15 protein-coding genes are annotated in these 16,807 nt (G+C 72.4%); 14 read left to right on the forward strand and 1 reads right to left on the reverse strand.

The features are described from left to right. The first annotated feature begins 60 nt into the window (after positions 1 to 60). The 12 genes from ACIGW4_RS15085 (at position 61) to ACIGW4_RS15140 (ending at position 13,495) form a co-directional block, all read left to right on the forward strand. Positions 61 to 1,386 carry a serine hydrolase domain-containing protein gene (locus tag ACIGW4_RS15085; RefSeq protein ID WP_399580716.1) on the forward strand — a complete coding sequence of 442 codons (1,326 nt, stop codon included), beginning with the start codon at positions 61 to 63 and terminating at the stop codon, positions 1,384 to 1,386. Between the two features lie 21 nt (positions 1,387 to 1,407). Beyond that, a complete protein-coding gene (locus ACIGW4_RS15090) occupies positions 1,408 to 2,370 on the forward strand; it encodes a serine hydrolase (RefSeq protein WP_399580718.1) in 963 nt (320 codons plus the stop codon). Then, entirely contained in the window at positions 2,367 to 3,281 is a 915-nt protein-coding gene (locus tag ACIGW4_RS15095; protein WP_399580720.1) for a serine hydrolase, read from the forward strand. Before ACIGW4_RS15090 ends, ACIGW4_RS15095 begins: the two co-directional genes overlap by 4 nt. 220 nt (positions 3,282 to 3,501) lie before the next feature. Continuing rightward, positions 3,502 to 5,082, forward strand: a complete 1,581-nt coding sequence (locus ACIGW4_RS15100; protein WP_399580721.1) for an ABC transporter substrate-binding protein — start codon at positions 3,502 to 3,504, stop codon at positions 5,080 to 5,082. After that, on the forward strand, positions 5,079 to 6,116 hold the full coding sequence (locus tag ACIGW4_RS15105) for an ABC transporter permease (protein WP_399580722.1): 1,038 nt from the start codon (positions 5,079 to 5,081) through the stop codon (positions 6,114 to 6,116). The genes ACIGW4_RS15100 and ACIGW4_RS15105 overlap by 4 nt, the downstream gene beginning before the upstream one ends. Beyond that, on the forward strand, positions 6,116 to 7,933 hold the full coding sequence (locus ACIGW4_RS15110; protein ID WP_399580724.1) for a dipeptide/oligopeptide/nickel ABC transporter permease/ATP-binding protein: 1,818 nt from the start codon (positions 6,116 to 6,118) through the stop codon (positions 7,931 to 7,933). Before ACIGW4_RS15105 ends, ACIGW4_RS15110 begins: the two co-directional genes overlap by 1 nt. After that, a complete protein-coding gene (locus ACIGW4_RS15115; protein ID WP_399580726.1) occupies positions 7,930 to 8,622 on the forward strand; it encodes an ABC transporter ATP-binding protein in 693 nt (230 codons plus the stop codon). The genes ACIGW4_RS15110 and ACIGW4_RS15115 overlap by 4 nt, the downstream gene beginning before the upstream one ends. 88 nt (positions 8,623 to 8,710) lie before the next feature. Next, positions 8,711 to 9,733: a dipeptidase gene (locus tag ACIGW4_RS15120; RefSeq protein ID WP_399580729.1), complete on the forward strand. Its 1,023-nt coding sequence runs from the start codon at positions 8,711 to 8,713 to the stop codon at positions 9,731 to 9,733. 381 nt (positions 9,734 to 10,114) lie between these two features. Then, positions 10,115 to 11,197 (forward strand): M20 family metallopeptidase, encoded by a 1,083-nt coding sequence (locus ACIGW4_RS15125; protein WP_399580855.1) that lies wholly within the window; start codon positions 10,115 to 10,117, stop codon positions 11,195 to 11,197. After that, on the forward strand, positions 11,194 to 11,952 hold the full coding sequence (locus ACIGW4_RS15130) for a GNAT family N-acetyltransferase (protein WP_399580731.1): 759 nt from the start codon (positions 11,194 to 11,196) through the stop codon (positions 11,950 to 11,952). The genes ACIGW4_RS15125 and ACIGW4_RS15130 overlap by 4 nt, the downstream gene beginning before the upstream one ends. A 25-nt stretch (positions 11,953 to 11,977) precedes the next feature. After that, positions 11,978 to 13,090 (forward strand): o-succinylbenzoate synthase, encoded by a 1,113-nt coding sequence (gene menC, locus ACIGW4_RS15135; protein WP_399580733.1) that lies wholly within the window; start codon positions 11,978 to 11,980, stop codon positions 13,088 to 13,090. Positions 13,091 to 13,324: 234 nt separating this feature from the next. Then, positions 13,325 to 13,495: a pirin-like C-terminal cupin domain-containing protein gene (locus ACIGW4_RS15140; protein ID WP_399580858.1), complete on the forward strand. Its 171-nt coding sequence runs from the start codon at positions 13,325 to 13,327 to the stop codon at positions 13,493 to 13,495. Between the two features lie 34 nt (positions 13,496 to 13,529). On the opposite strand, the gene ACIGW4_RS15145 is transcribed toward ACIGW4_RS15140, so the two are convergent. Continuing rightward, complete coding sequence (locus ACIGW4_RS15145; RefSeq protein WP_399580735.1) at positions 13,530 to 14,669, reverse strand: aromatic ring-hydroxylating dioxygenase subunit alpha; 1,140 nt, start codon at positions 14,667 to 14,669, stop codon at positions 13,530 to 13,532. Between the two features lie 177 nt (positions 14,670 to 14,846). Here ACIGW4_RS15145 and ACIGW4_RS15150 point away from each other — a divergent pair, with 177 nt between their 5' ends. Both ACIGW4_RS15150 and ACIGW4_RS15155 read left to right on the forward strand, forming a co-directional pair. Further along, positions 14,847 to 15,560, forward strand: coding sequence for a class I SAM-dependent methyltransferase (locus ACIGW4_RS15150; RefSeq protein WP_399580738.1), 714 nt, complete (start codon positions 14,847 to 14,849; stop codon positions 15,558 to 15,560). Positions 15,561 to 15,651: 91 nt separating this feature from the next. Continuing rightward, positions 15,652 to 16,803: a nucleotide disphospho-sugar-binding domain-containing protein gene (locus tag ACIGW4_RS15155; protein ID WP_398706372.1), complete on the forward strand. Its 1,152-nt coding sequence runs from the start codon at positions 15,652 to 15,654 to the stop codon at positions 16,801 to 16,803. The last annotated feature ends 4 nt before the right edge of the window (positions 16,804 to 16,807 follow it).

Genomic DNA, 16,807 nt, shown 5'->3' on the forward strand with positions numbered 1-16,807 from the left:
CGCTTCCGGCCAAGCTCACCGAGCCGCAAGCAGACACATCGAGCCACCCGGAGGGCGAGCGTGAAGGCCGACATCGAGCACTGGACGAGGCGCCTCACGGCGCTCGCCGCCGACTGCGAGGTGCCCGGCGCGAGCCTGGCGTTCTGGTACGGCGGCGAGCTTCACGAGTGCGCGACGGGCGTCCTCAACACCGCGACCGGGGCGCCGACCCACACCGACTCGCTGTTCCAGATCGGCTCGGTCACGAAGGTGTGGACCGCGACGCAGCTGATGCTCCTGGTCGAACAGGGCCGCGTCACGCTGGACACCCCCGTCGTGGAGATCCTTCCGGAGTTCCGGGTGGGCGACCCCCGTGCCACCGAGACGATCACCCTGCGCCACCTGCTCACCCACACCTCGGGCATCGACGGCGACCTGTTCCTCGACACCGGGCGCGGCGACGGCTGCCTGCGCCGGTACGTCGAGGCCTGCGCCGGCCTGGAGCAGACCTTCCCCGTCGGAGACTCCCACTCGTACTGCAACTCCGGCTTCGCCATCGCGGGCCGTGTCGTCGAGCAGCTCACCGGAAAGGTGTGGGACCGGGCCCTGCGCGAGCAGATCTGCGACCCGCTCGGCCTCTCCCACACCTGGACCCTTCCGGAGGACGTGCTGCGCTTCGGCGCGGCCGTCGGCCACGACGAGCACGGTGCCGTGGTGCCGCAGTGGGGACTGCCCCGGTCCGTCGGCCCCGCCGGACTGATCTGCGCCCGGGCTGCCGACGTGGTCACCTTCGGCCGCGCCCACCTCACCCCCGGAGCGCTCCTCGCCGACCCCGCCGCCCTGCGGCAGGCACAGGTCGACCTGCCCAATCCGCACACCGGCGGACGGCAGTGGGGCATCGGTTGGTGCCTGGACGAGTGGGACGGCCACCAGATCGTCTCCCACACCGGCGACACCATCGGCCAGCACGCCGCGCTCTGGGTCCTGCCCGAGCTGGGCACGGTCGTCGCCGTACTGATCAACGGCGGCCGCAGCGTGGAGTTCCAGCATCGTCTCGCCACCGAACTCCTCGGGGACCTGCACGCGATCGACGTCCCCACCCCTCTCGCGCCGCCCGAGCCGCCCGTCCACGTCGACGTCGAGCCCTTCACCGGCGTGTACGAGCGGGCCGGCAGCAGGATCCACGTGACCGCGCACGAGGGCGGGCTGCGCCTGCGTACCGAACCCACGGGCATCCTCGTCGGCCTCGCCCGGTCCCGCACCCTCGACCTCGTCGCCGTCGACACGACCACGTTCGTCGGCCGCGACGAAGACGACTCGACCGGGGACGCGGTGGTGTTCGAGCGGCGCCCCGACGGCCCCGCGTACCTCCACTACAGCGGCCGCGCCACCCCCAAGACCAGCTGACCACCGCAGGATTGGATCCCCATGGCACCACCCCCCACCGCAGACGCGGCGACCTCCGCTCTCCGGACGATCTTCGACGAGGCGGGAGTCGAGGGCTTCGTCCACGCCCGCGACATCGACGGCGGCGGCGAAGGCGGGGCCGGTGAGGGCGGCGGCCGCGAGGTCGCCTTCCGCGCCAACGCCCCCGTCATCGTCGCCTCCATACGGAAGATCGCCGTCGCGGTCGCCTACGCCCGCCAGGCCGCGGCCGGCTCCCTCGACCGGGCCGCCCGCCACACCATCACCGCGGCCAACCGCGAGGGCGGTGGCATCGGCACCGACAGCTGCCGGCACGACGTCACCCTGAGCACCCGCGACCTCGCCTTCTTCATGCTCTCCATGAGCGACAACGCGGCCACCGACAAGCTCATGGAGATCCTCGGCACGGACCGGGTACGCGCCGTCGCCGCCGAACTCGGCTGCCCCCGCCTGCCCGTCGGGCGCTACCGCGAGCTGTGGGACCCCGTCTGGGAGGAGCTCGGCCTCGACCCGGACGGCGACATCGACGCCCAGCTCGACCGGGTGGGCGAGAACCGGATCAGGGGCCTGGCCATGCTCGACCCCGCCCGCTCCGCGTCCAGTACGCCCCGGGAGGTCACGTCCATGCTGACGGCGATCTGGCGCGACCGGGCCGGACCGGCCGAAGCCTGCGCCGAGGTCCGCGAGCTCATGAGCCATCGGCTGTCCGTCCACCGCCTCGTCGCGGGCTTCGACGACGACGTCCGCATCGCGGCCAAGAACGGCTCCCTGTGGGGCGTCCTCAATGAAGCCGCCGTTGTCGAGTACCCCGACGGGGGCCGCTACGCCGTCGCGGTCTTCCTGCGCACCCCCGCCCTGGGCGGTCGCAACCCGGCCGCCGACGCCGCGATCGGCCGCGCCGCACGGACCGCGGTCGACCACCTGCGCCGAGCCCCGGCCGCCGCCACACCCGAGGAGACGACATGACCACAGCCGCGCGGACGGCAGGCGCCGACCAGGTCCGCACCACGCTCTCGTCCACCTTCGCCCGGGCCGGTGTCGAAGGCTTCGTCCACGTCCGCGACCTCGACACGGGTGCCGAGTTCGACCACGGCGCCGACACCCAGGTGGTGCTCGCCTCCGTCTTCAAGATCCCCATCGCCCTGGAGTACGCCCGGCAGGTGGCGACAGGGGAACTCGACCCGGCCCAGCGCCATACGGTCACCGCCGCGTACCGGGCGGGCGGCAGCGGCACGGACGGCTGCGCGTACGACGTCGAGATGAGCGCCCGCGACCTCGCGTTCATGATGATGACGATCAGCGACAACGCCGCCACCGACCTCCTCCTGGACATCGTCGGAACCGACCGCGTCCGCGCGACCCTCGACGAACTGGGCTTTCCCGATTTCGGGTTCTCCTCCTGCGCCGCCCTGGACGACGACATCCGCCAGGAACTGGGGCTCGATCCCGACCGCTCCCTCGACGACCAGCTCGTCGGCGTTCCGGACGAACGGCTTCTCGCCCTGCGCGCCTGCGCCCCCGGCACCAGCCCGTCGAGCACCCCGCGCGAGGTGACCGCATTGCTCGCCGCGATCTGGCACGACGAGGCCGGGCCGGCGAGCGCCTGCGCCGAGGTCCGGGACATCATGGGACAGCAGGTATGGCAGCACCGCCTCGTCTCGGGCTTCCCCGAACCGGACGTGCGGCTCGCGGGCAAGACGGGCACCGACTTCGCCGTACGCAACGAGGCCGGCGTGATCGCGTACCCGGACGGCAAGCGGTACGCCGTCGGCGTCTTCCTGCGCACCTCGACCGCGGCCACCCGGCAGCCCCTCGCCGACCGTGCGATCGGGCGCGTCGCCAGGGCCGCCGTGGACCATCTCCGTACCCGGACATGAACGAGCCACCGGTGCCGTACGAACTCGTCCGGCCCCAGACCGCCCCGGACCGCTTTCCCGCGGCCCGGGGCCCTCGTGTCTTCAGCCCCGGTGCCCAACTTCGGATCCCGCACCCAACAAGCACCGCCGCTTTCGTCGCCCTGACTGAATCAATTCCGGCCACGAGCCGCGACTGTGGGGCAACTCTCCCGCTCCAAGGAGTCCCCCTATGAAGCCCTCGATGAAAAGAGCCAAGGCGATATCCGCCTGTCTCGCGGCGTCCCTGCTTGCGGCCGGCTGCGGCAGCGTCGCGCAGGCCGGGTCGTCCGGCGGCGACGCCTTCACCTTCGCGATCAAGACCGACCCGGGTCTGCTCGATCCGGCCCAGTTCCAGAACAGCACCACGTACACCGCCCTGTCGCTCGCCTACGACACACTGGTGAACATCGACCCCGACGGCCGCATCGTCTCGGGCCTGGCCCAGAAGTGGGATGTCAGGCCGTCGTCGGTCACCTTCACCCTGCGCCGCGGCGTCACCTGCGCGGACGGCAGCCCGGTGACGCCGAGCACGATCGCCGCGAACGTCGACCACATCACCGATCCGGCCACCAAGTCGCCCGCCATCGGTGTCGTGGTCCCCGAAGGCCTGACCGCGAAGGCCGATGACCAGGCGGGTACGGTCACTCTTGCCACGCCCGAGCCGTTCGCGCTCATCCTGCAGAGCACCCGGTACCTGTTCATGGTCTGCGGCAAGGGCCTGAAGGATCGCTCCCTGCTCAAGAGCGGAACCTCCGGATCGGGCCCCTTCCAGCTCACGGAGGCCCGGCCGAACCAGAGCTACACGTTCACGCGGCGCACGGACTACGCCTGGGGACCCGGCGGAGCCACGGCATCCGATCCCGCCATGCCGGGCTCGGTCGTCCTCAAGGTCGTCGGCAGCGAGTCGACCGCGGCCAACCTGCTGCTCTCCCACCAGCTGAACGCCGCGCAGTTCGCCGGCCCCGACCGTGCCCGGGTGACCAACGTCCCCGGCGTGACCACCACCGTGCAGGCCAACGGCACCCAGGAGTTCTTCTTCCACCAGGGCAAGGGACACCCCGGACACGACCCGGCCGTCCGCAAGGCGCTGCTCCAGGCGGTCGACCTGCACGCCCTCGGCGCGATCTCCACCGGCGGCACCGGACAACGGCCCACCGGTCTGGTCCTGAAGCCGAACCCCTGCCCCGATGACACGGTCACCGGCCACCTGCCCGCCTTCGACCCCATCGCGGCCGGCTCGGCGCTCCACGCGGCCGGCTGGCGCAAAGGCCCCGACGGCTTCCGGACGAAGGAAGGAAAGAGGCTCACCATCCGCATGATCTACGGCACCTTCGGCGGCGAGAGCATGGCCGCCGCGGCCGAGTACCTGGCCGAGGCATGGAAGAAGGTCGGCGTCGACGTGCGGCTGCGGGCCCTGTCGGACGCCGCCTACGACGAGGTGGAAGCGGTCACCCAGGACTGGGACGTGGACTGGGTCTCGCTCGGCGTCACCCTGCCCACGCAGCTCATCGGTTCGTTGTCCGGCCCCTTCACCCCCGAGGGCGGCAACTTCGCCCACCTCACCAACACGACGTACGAGGAACTCACCGCTGAGGCGAGCAAGCTTCCGGGAACGTCGGGCTGCGCCCTGTGGGCCCGGTCGGAGAGCGCGCTGATCGACAACGTCGATCTCGTCCCCGTCGTCGACAAGACCCTCACCACCGCAGCCCACAACGCCACCTTCCGCATCACGGCGGGGCTCTTCGACCCGACGTCGATCCGCATGACGGGAGGACGGAAGTGACCACCCCATCTGACGTGCTCACCCCGCACCAAACGCCCGTCGCCGCTGCGCCGCGCCGCCACCGCCGGCTCACGCCGGCCTTCTTCGCCCGACAGCTGCTCCGGCTGGCCGGCTCGCTCGCCGTTCTCGTCGTGGCCTCGTTCGCGATGATCCACCTGATCCCCGGCGACCCGCTGCGCAAGATGCTCGGCCCGACCGCCCCGAAGGAACTCGTCGCACAGCGCCGGAGCGAACTCGGCCTGGACGATCCCCTGTTCACCCAGTTCACGCACTACGTCCGCGACCTTGCCTCAGGTGACCTTGGCACCTCGTTCTTCTCCGCCCAGCCGGTGAGCGACATCATCGGCGAGGGCCTGCCCAACACCCTGGCCCTCGCCGTCCTCGCCACCCTCGTCGCCCTCGCCGTGGCCGTGCCGCTGGGCCTGTGGGCCGCCGTCCGCACCCACAACGGACGCCGGCGCGGCACCGAGACCGCCTTCACCACGCTCACCGGCGCGGCCGTCGCCATCCCCGAATACCTCTACGGTCTGGCGCTGCTGCTCGTCCTCGCCCTGGGGCTCGGCCTGTTCCCGCCCGCCGGTCTGACCGGGCCCGCCTCCTTCGTCCTGCCCGTCACGGCGCTTGCCATCGCCCCGGCGGCGATGATCGCCCGCTTCGCCCGGGTGGAGACCCTGCGCGAACTGGACACCGACTACATGCGCCTGGCCCGCGCCAAGCGGCTGCCCGCCCGGCGGCTGTACGCGGTCCACCTGCTGCCCAACACCCTCACCGCGACCCTGACCATGGGCGGCCTGCTGCTCAGCGGACTGATCACCGGAAGCGTCCTGGTCGAGAACGTCTTCGCGTGGCCCGGCCTCGGGCTGCGCACCGTCGAGGCCATCACGCAGAAGGACTACCCCGTGGCGCAGGCCATGATCCTCGTCTACGGCGCCCTCGTCCTCGTCGTCAACTTCCTCGTCGACCTCCTGCTCGGGTTCCTCGATCCCAAGTCGACACTGTCCACCCCGTCCGCCTCCACCCGCAGGGAGGGCTGATGCGCCGCCTGCTGAGAAACCCCGTCGGCCTGCTGGGCGCCGTACTCGTCGCCCTCATGGTCCTTCTCGCCGTCGTCGGCCCCATGATCTGGGAGGACGCCGCAGCCCGGATCAACCCGGAGGAGATCAGTCAGGGAGCCTCGTCCGCGCACCTGCTCGGGACCGACGCCCTCGGCCGTGACCTGCTGGCCCGGACCCTCGTCGCCACCCGGCTGACCCTGGGCCTGGCGTTCCTGGCCACTCTCATCGGCACCGTCTCCGGAATCCTGCTCGGCACCCTGCCGCAGGTCCTGCCGCGACCGGCCGGCCGCGCGGTCGTCGCCACGGTCGACCTCCTGGTGGCCTTCCCCACCCTGCTGCTCGCCATGTTCACCGCCGTCATCGCCGGCCTCGGAGCACAGGGCGCCGTGCTCGGCATCGGCGTGGCCCTCGCACCGACCTTCGCCCGGCTCACCCACACCATGACGGCGACCGTCGCCGGATCCGACTACATCGCCGCGGCCCGCATGCTGCGCGTGCCCCGCCGCCGCATCCTCACCCGGCACATCCTCCCCAACATCGCCGAGCCGCTCATCCTCAACACCGCCCAGGTCATGGGCGGCGCCCTCCTTGGCCTGTCCGCGATGTCCTTTCTCGGCATGGGCGTCCAGGCACCCTCGTACGACTGGGGCCGGCTGCTCAACGAAGCCTTCGGGCACGTCTACGTCACCCCGTCCGTGGTCGTCGCGCCGGCGCTCGCCGTCACCCTCGCGGGGCTCGGCTTCATGCTCCTCGGCGACACCTTCGCGAAGGCCGCCGCCCACACCCGCGCACCGCTCGGCAAGCCCGTCGCGCCCGTGGTGACCCCCGCCCGGGACGAGCCCGTGCCCGGAGCCGTCCTGGAGGTCCGGGACCTGACCGTCGTCTTCCCCGGCGACATCACCCCCGTACGCCAGGTGTCGCTGACCGTCCGCCAGGGCGAGATCGTCGGCCTGGTGGGCGAATCGGGCAGCGGCAAGAGCATGACCGCCGCCGCCATCGGACAGATCGTGCCCTACCCCGGCCTCGCCGGCAGCGCCCGCACGCGGCTCGGTGGGGTGGACCTGGACGGCCTCACGGACGCGGAGCGCCGCAAGCTGCTCGGTTCGTCGCTGGCGATGGTCTTCCAGGACCCCACCTCCTCGCTCAACCCGGCCCTGCGGGTCGGCGGCCAGCTCGCGGAAGTGGCCACCCTGCACGGCGGAGCCACCCGCACCGAGGCACGGGCCCGCGCCGTCGAACGCCTCGACCGAGTCCGCATCAAGCACCCCGCCGACGTTGCCAAGCGGTACCCGCACGAACTGTCCGGCGGTATGCGCCAGCGCGCCGTCATCGCCATGGGCCTCATGGGCACGCCCCGCCTGATCATCGCGGACGAGCCCACCACCGCCCTCGACGTCACCGTCCAGCGCGAGGTGCTGCGGGTCCTGCGCGAGGCGGTCGACGAGACGCGGGCGGGCGCCCTGTTCATCTCCCACGACATCGCCGTCGTCAGCGAACTGTGCGACCGGATCGCCGTCATGTACGCGGGCCGCATCGTCGAGGAACTCCCCGCCGACGCCCTCCACCTCGCCCGTCACCCCTACACCCGCGCCCTCGTCGGCTCCCTTCCCGACATGGAGACCGACCGGTCGGGCCCCCTCACCACCATCCCCGGCCGCCAGCCCGCGCCCGGCGACGTCGGCGACGGCTGTGCCTTCGCCGACCGGTGCGCCTTCACCACCGCCCGCTGCGCGATCCGGCCCAAGCTGCTCGCCCGTACGGAAGACCACTCCGTGGCCTGCTGGGAGGTCCTGTGAACATCGACCGACTCACCGTCCGATACGGCTCCGTCACCGCCGTCGACGGCGTCAGCCTGGAGGTGCCGAAGGGGTCCGTGACCGGTCTCGTCGGGGAGTCCGGCTCCGGGAAGTCCACCCTCGCCCGCGCGGTGGCCGGCCTGACCCCGTACCGGGGGACGGTCACCGGCGTCGCGCCCGGCCGCGCCCAGATGGTCTTCCAGGACCCGTACTCCTCGCTGAACCCGCGCATGAGCGTCGGCGACGCCATCGCCGAAGGCACCCGCGTCCCGCGCGCCCAGCGGACGGCGGAGGTCGGGCGGCTCCTCGAACTGGTCGCCCTCCCCGCCACGTACGCGGGCAAGTACCCCCGCGAACTCTCCGGCGGCCAGCGCCAGCGCGTCGCCATCGCCCGCGCCCTCGCGGCACAGCCCGAACTGCTCATCGCCGACGAGATCACCTCAGCCCTCGACGTCTCCGTCCAGGGAGCCGTCCTCAACCTGCTGCGCGAATTGCGCGGCGAGCTCGGCCTGACCATGCTGTTCATCTCGCACAACCTCGCCGTCGTGCGCTACGTCTGTGATGACGTCGCCGTCATGCACCACGGCCGGCTCGTGGAGTCCGGCCCCGTCGAGGACGTGATCGGGACGCCCCGGCACGCGTACACCCGCACCCTGCTCGACGCGGTACCGCGCCTCGCCCACGTCTGAGCCCCACGCTCCTCCTCCCTCGCGTCCGGTGGCCCGCCACCCCTTCCAGGGGCCGCCGGACGCGCTCCCGCCTCCGAAAGGTCTTTTCGTGTCCCACGACCTTCACCACCGCGCCGTCGTCGCCGACGCGCACAACGACCTCCTCATGGCCGTCGCCGCCCGCCCCCCGAAGCGCTGGGGCCCCTTCTTCCGCGAACGCTGGCTGCCGCAGCTGCGCGAGGGCGGCATCGACATCCAGGTCCTGCCCGTGTTCATCGACGACCAGTATCGTCCCGAGGGGGCGCTGCGGCAGACCCTCCGCATGATCGAGTGCGCCCACGTCCTCGCCGAGGCCAACGCCGACCAGGTCGCGCTGTGCCGTGACGGCGCCGACATCGACGCTGCCCTCGCCGAGGGGAAGGTCGCGCTGGTCCTGGCCCTGGAGAGCGCCCCCGGCATCGACGCCTCCGTCGAACTCTTCCCCACCCTCTTCCGGCTCGGCGTACGGATCGCCTCGATCGCCCACTGGGGGCGCACCCCGCTCGCCGACGGCAGCCGCGAGGACGCCACCGGCAGCCGGCTCACCGCGCCCGGCGTCGAGGCGGTGCACGAGATGGAGCGCCTCGGGATGCTCTTCGACATCTCCCACCTGGGCGCCAGTGGTGTCGCCCACGTCCTGGAACTGGCCACCCGGCCGCTGATCGCCACCCACTCGTGCGCCCGTGCCCTGCGCGACCACCACCGCAACCTCACCGACGACCAGATCCGGGGCGTGGCCGCCACCGGCGGCGTGGTGTGCGTGAACTTCGTACCGGACTTCCTCACCGACGACCAGGCGAAGGTGAGCGCCGACCGGATCGTCGACCACATCGAGCACATCGTCTCCGTCGCCGGGATCGACCACGTCGGCCTCGGCTCGGACTTCGTCCGCGAGGTCATGCACGACGTCACACCGCCCTGCTGTGAAAGCCTCGACGACGAGGACCCGATGTTCGACTTCCCCGGACTCGAAGGCCCTGCCGGAATGCCCCTGGTGACCGAGGCACTGGTCCGCCGAGGGCTGCCGGAGGCGGACGTCCTGAAGATCCTCGGCGGCAACATGCGGCAGCTCATGACCAAGCACATGGGCTGACGACCTGCACCGCGGCGGGGGGGGGGGGGGGGGGGGGGGGGGGGGCCGGCCGCGCCGCCCGGCCCCCGCGGGTGGGGTTGTGGGGACCCACCGCCCGGCGGCGGGCGGCACCCCCCCCCCCCCCCCCCCCCCCCCCCCCCCCCCCCCCCCCCCCCCCACCCCCCCGCCCCCCCCCCCCCCCCCCCCCCGCCCGTTCCACCGATGTTGGGTCCCCGGTACGAACCGGGCGCCCAGGTTGTCACCACGACACCAACCGGGCCATCGCGGGCCTGCCTAGCGTGGCGGACATCCCGACCTGGAGGACCCACCGTGCCGGTTGACCACGAACCCCACCCCCTGCGAACGGACCACCTGTCCACCCCCACGCCCGCTCTCGACGCCATGCTCACCGACCTCGAAGAGCTCGTGACCTGCGAGTCGTACTCCGCCGACCACGCCGCCGTCGCACGCAGCGCCAGGGTGGTCGCCGAGCAGGGCGCCCGCTTGCTCGGCACCCGCGCGGAGACGCTGGTGATCGACGGCGTCACCCACGTCCAATGGACCTTCGGCACCCCTCGCGTGCTGCTCCTGGGCCACCACGACACCGTCTGGCCGATCGGCTCCCTCAAGACCCACCCCTGGAAGGTGGAGCAGGGCATCGCCCGAGGCCCGGGCGTCTTCGACATGAAGGGCGGCCTGGTCCAGATGTTCCACGCACTGGCCGCCCTGCCGTCCCTCGACGGGATCTGCGTCCTGGTCACGGGCGACGAGGAGGTCGGTTCGGACACCTCCCGCGTGCTCATCGAGGACCTGGCACGGCAGTGCGCCGCGACCTTCGTCCTGGAGCCGCCGGCGCCCGGGGGAGCCCTGAAGACCGGCCGCAAGGGCGTCTCCCTCTACGACATCACCGTCCACGGCCGCGCCGCCCACTCCGGGCTCGAACCCGAGAAGGGCGTCAACGCGGCGACCGAACTCGCCCACCACGTCCTCTCCCTGAGCCGGATCGCCGACACGGTGACCGCCGAGGCCGGCCCCGGGACGACGGTCACTCCCACCGTGATGTCGGCCGGCACCGCGAACAACACCGTTCCTGCCCGGGCCGGCCTCGGTGTGGACGTACGCGTTCCCAGCGCCGCCGCCCAGGACGCGGTCGACCAGCTCATCAGGGCCCTGCGACCCGAACACCCCGACGCGCGCCTGGAGATCACCGGCGGCCCCAACCGTCCGCCCCTGGACCCCGACGCCTCCCGCGGGCTCTTCGCCCTGGCCGGCGACATCGCCGTTCGCCTCGGCCTCGAACCCCTCCGGCAGGCAACCGTCGGCGGCGCCTCGGACGGCAACTACACCGCCGGAGTCGGCTGCCCCACCCTCGACGGCCTCGGCGCCGTCGGCGACGGCGCCCACGCCGACCACGAACACGTCGTCACCGCCACGATGCCGGACCGCGCCCGGCTCCTGGCCCACCTCGTCGGAGCGATGCAGTGACCGCACTCGACGTCCGGGAACTCCACACCATGGAGGACCTCGACACCGTCAGCCGCCTCTACACCGACATCTGGGGCACGGCCTCCGACAGCCCGCCCGTCTCCGCCGAGGTGATGCGCGCCCTGTCCCACGCGGGCAACTACGTGGCCGGCGCCTACGAGCAGGGCCACCTGGTCGGTGCCTCCGTCGGCTTCTACGGCGACCCCGTCGGCACCACCCTGCACTCCCACATCACCGGCGCCTCCCAGGGACGGGGCATCGGCCTCGCCCTCAAGCTGCACCAGCGCCGATGGGCCCTCGACCGCGGACTGAAGCGCATCACCTGGACCTACGACCCGCTGATCCGCCGCAACGCCCACTTCAACCTCGTCAAACTCGGCGCCCGCCCCGAGGAGTACCTGCCGTCCTTCTACGGCGCCATGGACGACGCCATCAACGGCGGCGACGAGTCCGACCGCGTCCTGACCGCCTGGGACCTGACCGCGCCCGCGGGGCCGTACACCTTCGACCTGCCCGCCGACACCGTACGTGCCGTCCGCAACCAGGACGGCCGTCCCGTGATCGCCCCGACCGACGCCGGCACCGTCCTCATCGATCTCCCCGACGACGTCGAGTCCCTGCGCCGCACCGACCCGGGCGCCGCCCGCGAATGGCGGCTCGCCGTACGGCACGTCCTCGGCGGCCTGCTCGCCGAGGGCGCCCGCGTCGCGGGCTTCCATGACCGCCGCAGCTACGTCGTCCACCGCACGGCCTGAACAACCGACCAGGAGTCACCCGCACATGAAGACCAAGATCTCCGGCGTCGAACTGCGCCGCATCGCGATGCCGCTCGTCGCCCCCTTCCGAACCTCCTTCGGCGTCGAGACCAGCCGCGACGTCCTGCTCGTCCGCGTCGTCACCTCCGACGGCACGGAAGGCTGGGCCGAGTGCGCGGCCATGTCCGAACCGCGCTACTGCTCCGAGTACGTCGACGGGGCCCAGGACGTCCTGCGTCGCTTCCTCGTCCCGGCCCTGCCGAAGGAGGGCGTGGACGCGGCCACCGTCGGCCGCGCGCTGGAACCCTTCACCGGCCACCACATGGCGAAGTCGGTCCTGGAGACGGCAGTCCTCGACGCCCAACTCCGCTCGGCCGGTGAATCCTTCGCCTCCCACCTCGGCGCCTCCCGCGACCGCGTCCCCTGCGGCGTCTCCGTCGGCATCATGGACTCGATACCCGAGCTGCTGGACGCGGTGGAGGGATACGTCGCCGAGGGCTACGTCCGGATCAAGCTGAAGATCGAGCCCGGCTGGGACGTCGAGCCGGTCCGCGCCGTCCGCGAACGCTTCGGCGACGACCTCCTCCTCCAGGTCGACGCCAACGCCGCGTACACCCTGGTCGACGCCCAACAGCTCGCGAAGCTGGATGACTTCGGCCTGCTGCTGATCGAACAGCCCCTCGCCAACGACGACATGGTCCAGCACGCCCAGCTCGCCAAGCTGCTGCGCACCCCGATCTGCCTGGACGAGTCCATCGAGTCCGCCGCCGACGCCGCCGCGGCCATTTCGCTGGGCGCCTGCTCGATCATCAACATCAAGCCGGCCCGCGTCGGCGGCTACCTCGAAGCCCGCCGCATCCACGACATCGCCCGCGCCCACGGCGTCCCCGTCTGGTGCGGCGGCATGCTGGAGACCGGCATCGGCCGCGCCGCCAACGTCGCCCTCGCCGCCCTCCCCGGCTTCACCCTCCCCGGCGACACCTCGGGCTCGCACCGCTACTTCGCCACGGACATCACGGAACCGTTCGTCCTCGCGGACGGCCACCTCGACGTCCCGACGGGCCCGGGGCTCGGCATCGAGCCGCTCCCGGACGTCCTGAAGGAGGTCACCGCCTCCACCGAGTGGATCGCGCTCTAGTCCTCCGCGCAGGACGGCCGGCCTTCCGGAGGCTCCCGGGGCGCGCACCGCGCCCCGGGAGCCTCCGCTGCACCTCGTCGACTGCGACCGGATGACCCGCATTGATCCTTGCTACCTGCCCCCGCAAACAGCGGCTGGACTACGGGCTGAATCGGCCGTCCAGAGGCACTCCGATGCTGACTTTTGCTGACTTTGATGGACTAGGTCGCCTCTGACCTGAGGAAACGTCGACGGATCAAGTGGTGGTGGAACTTCGTGGGCCGCACGGACGAGGAGATCCGCCAGGCGCGCGAGGACTGGATGTCGGGCGACCGCTTCGGCGAGGTGAAGGGCTACGACGGCGACCGCCTGGACGCCCCGGAGGTCCCGGCGACCCAGCTGAAGGCGCGGGGGAGGGTGCGCTGAGCCGGGGTTTTCCTCTGCCGGGCCGTCGGGGGGTTCAGAGTCCGCCGGGCCAGTCGGCGTTCTCGCGGAGCAGCGCCCGGGCCAGGGAGCGGTAGAAGAGGAGCACCCCTGGTTCCTTGGGGGAGAGGTGGCCCCGCTCGGCGAAGCGGGAGCCGGCGCCACGCTGGACCGCCTCCAGGCCCCGCCGGTCCTCGCCGTTGATCACGGCGGCGTAGGCCTCGGCCCCCTTCCGTACGGACTCGCGGTCCTGGCCCTCGATCATGGCCGCGGGCATCAACACCCCACCCCGGACCAGGGTGCGGTCGAGGGCCGACGGGATCAGGCTGAGCCAGATCACCATGTCGCCCGAAGCGGCGAGGCTGCCCGAGGGGAAGGTGAAGAAGCCGTACAGATGGGCCCGCTCCTCCTCGGTGAGGTCCAGGAACGCCGGCTCCAGGGGCGTCGCGTACCGCACCCGCATGCTGTCGGCCCACGGCGAGTCCGCGCGGACCGTCGTCTCCGCCCCGCCCGGCGTGGTCGGCTGCAGGGTCTCCGGGTGGAAGCCCATGACGTGGTAGTTCTCGTGCGCGTTCTCGACGGCGACCTTCCAGTTGCAGTGCCATTCCTCGGTCCAGCCGGCGACCTGGGTGAGCTCCGGCAGCCGGTAGTTGGCCAGGTCCTCGTCGATCCGCCGCAGGTGCGGCCCCAGGGGCTCGGCCGAGGCGTCGAGGTTCACGAAGACGAATCCCCGCCACTCCTCCACCGCGAACTGCGGCAGCCGGCACGTGGCCGGATCGAAGGCCGGATTCCGCTTCATGTAGGTGGCGCCGACCAGACGGCCGTCCAGTCCGTACCGCCACAGGTGGTACGGACAGGTGAAGACGTCCGTGCGGCCCGCGCCCTCCTCCACCACCGGCATCAACCGGTGCCGGCACACCGGCGACAGCCCGCGCAGCTCCCCGTCCTCGCCCCGGACGACCACGACCGGCTCGCCCGCCACCGACAGCGCCACGTACGCCCCGGCCTCCGCGAGCTCGTCCACGTGGGCCACCAGCACCCAGGAACGACCGAACACCCGCTCCCGCTCCGCCTCCCACAGCTCCGGTGAGGTGAAGGCCGCCGGCGGCAGGCTCAACGCCTCCGCGTCCGGCCCCAGATAGCGCTCCAGCTCCGCCAAGATCTCCCCGACGTCCACGTCGGCCCTCCCTTCGTCCGGGTCCCGCGCGGGTCCGGCCCGGTCCCTCTTCGATCCCGTCCGGCCGACGGTGACCGCGCGCGCTGGTGAAACGGTCGCCGCCCGATCGACCCCGCACCGGCACCGCCTCCACCCGTCCTGGGCGGTTTCTCCAGCCGTCCTTCCGACGATCCGTCCATGTACGGCGCTGACCTCACCGAGATCCACGATCTGATCCACGAGAGCCGCGGCAAGGACTACGGAGCCGAGGCGAGGGAGCTGACCCGACGTGTGCTCCGGCTGCGGCCGCACGCGAGTTCCCTGCTCGACGTCGCCTGCGGCACCGGAGCGCACCTGCGCCACTTCGCCGGGTTCTTCGACCGCGTCGCGGGGATCGAACTGTCCGAGCCGATGGTCCACGCGGCGCGCCGCGCGCTGCCGGACGTCCCCGTCCACGTCGGCGACATGCGCGCCTTCGACCTCGACGCCCGGTTCGACGTGGTCACCTGCATGTTCGGGTCCATCGGCTACGCGACCACCGAGGCCGAACTCCACGCCGCCCTCGCCTCGTTCGCCCGCCACCTGACGGCGAAGGGGGTGGTGGCGGTGGACCCCTGGTGGTTCCCCGAGACCTACCTCGACGGACATGTCTCGGCGGACGTGACCACGGCGGCGGGCCGGACCGTGGCCCGGGTCTCGCACTCCACCCGCGAGGGGACCGCGTGCCGGATGGACGTCCACTACGTGGTGGCCGACGCCCGGGGCGGCGCCCGGCACTTCACCGAGACCCACCGCATCTCCCTGTTCACCCGCGAGGCCTACGAGACCGCGTTCCGGGCGGCCGGCCTCGCCGTCGAGTACATCCCCGGCCCGCACTCCGGCCGGGGCCTCTTCCTCGGGGTCGCCCCGTGAGTTCCGCGCGGCGCGGCCTCCGGACCGGGCCGTCGCCACGGCGCTCCGCACCCCTTGACGATCCGCCCGACGACCTCTGGCTGGGGGCAGCATGCGCGTCCTGTTCGTGACCTCTCCGGGCCTCGGCCACCTCTTCCCGACCATCCCCCTCGCCCAGGCCTTCCGCGCGGCCGGTCACCGCGTCCGGTACGCGACGGGCGGACTCAGCCTGGCCGCCGCCGAGGCGGGCTTCGACGTCGTGGACGTCACCCCCGGCCTGGACTACCTGCCCGTGTACCTGCCACAGGAGCCGGGGGCGGCCGACGGCACGGCCGACCACCCCATGTTCGCCGAGGACCCCGAGGACGCCGAACTGGCCACGCTCTTCGCCAGGGTGTCCGGCGTCATGGTGGACGGTGCGCTGGCGGCGGCCCGTGACTGGTCGCCCGAGCTCGTCGTCGCACCGCCCCTCCAGGGCGCCGGCCGGCTCCTCGCCGCCGCGCTGCGCGTCCCGCTGATCGAGCCCCGCCTCGGCTCGTACGACAGCGGTGCCCGCCTGCGCACCCTGCTCCGGGCCGGCATGGAACCTCACTGGGCCCGCCACGGCGTCACCGACGAACCCCCGGCCACCGTGCCCCTCACCACCCTCCCGCCGAGCCTCACCGCCCTGCTCCCCGAGGACCGCCGCACGCCCGGGGCCCGGTCGCTGCGCCACGTGCCCTACAACGGCGGGGCCGTCCTGCCCGAGTGGCTGAGGGAACCCGCACGCGGGCCGCGCATCGCCGTCACCCTCGGCACCATCGAGGCCCAGTGGGGCGGCATCGCGATCCTCGGTCCGCTCATGGAGGCGGTCAGGGGCCTGGACGCCGAATTCGTCCTGACCCTCGGCGGTGGCGACCCCGAGCTGCTCGAAGACGTCCCGCCCAACGTCCGCCTGGTCGACTGGGCCCCGCTCGACATCCTCCTGGACAGCTGCGACGCGATCATCCACCACGGCGGCAGCGGAACCATGCTGACGGCCGCCGCCGCCGGCCTCCCGCAGTGCGTCATCCCGCGCGGCTCCTACCAGCAGACCGGCGCGGACCTGCTGCCCGCCCGCGGCATCGGGATCGTGGCGGAGCCCGGGACCCTCGGTGCCGCCGAGTGCCGGACGCTGCTCGACGACGCGCGCCTGCGCGAGAACGCGCGGCAGGTCAGGGACGAACTGCTCGCGATGCCCACGCCGGCCGAGACGGTCGGCCGGCTCGTCGCGTCCCTCGGCTGAAAGC

It is taken from the genome of Streptomyces sp. NPDC053513, assembly GCF_044544765.1.
GTDB classification, from domain to species: Bacteria; Actinomycetota; Actinomycetes; order Streptomycetales; family Streptomycetaceae; genus Streptomyces; species Streptomyces litmocidini.

Bases quoted from the DNA above. Each gene is read 5' to 3' on its own strand.
- ACIGW4_RS15100 (WP_399580721.1), top strand. From the start codon at position 3,502: ATGAAAAGAGCCAAGGCGATATCCGCCTGTCTCGCGGCGTCCCTGCTT.
- ACIGW4_RS15095 (WP_399580720.1), top strand. From the start codon at position 2,367: ATGACCACAGCCGCGCGGACGGCAGGCGCCGACCAGGTCCGCACCACG.
- ACIGW4_RS15150 (WP_399580738.1), top strand. From the start codon at position 14,847: ATGTACGGCGCTGACCTCACCGAGATCCACGATCTGATCCACGAGAGC.
- ACIGW4_RS15125 (WP_399580855.1), top strand. From the start codon at position 10,115: ATGCTCACCGACCTCGAAGAGCTCGTGACCTGCGAGTCGTACTCCGCC.
- ACIGW4_RS15090 (WP_399580718.1), top strand. From the start codon at position 1,408: ATGGCACCACCCCCCACCGCAGACGCGGCGACCTCCGCTCTCCGGACG.
- ACIGW4_RS15155 (WP_398706372.1), top strand. From the start codon at position 15,652: ATGCGCGTCCTGTTCGTGACCTCTCCGGGCCTCGGCCACCTCTTCCCG.
- menC (WP_399580733.1), top strand. From the start codon at position 11,978: ATGAAGACCAAGATCTCCGGCGTCGAACTGCGCCGCATCGCGATGCCG.
- ACIGW4_RS15110 (WP_399580724.1), top strand. From the start codon at position 6,116: ATGCGCCGCCTGCTGAGAAACCCCGTCGGCCTGCTGGGCGCCGTACTC.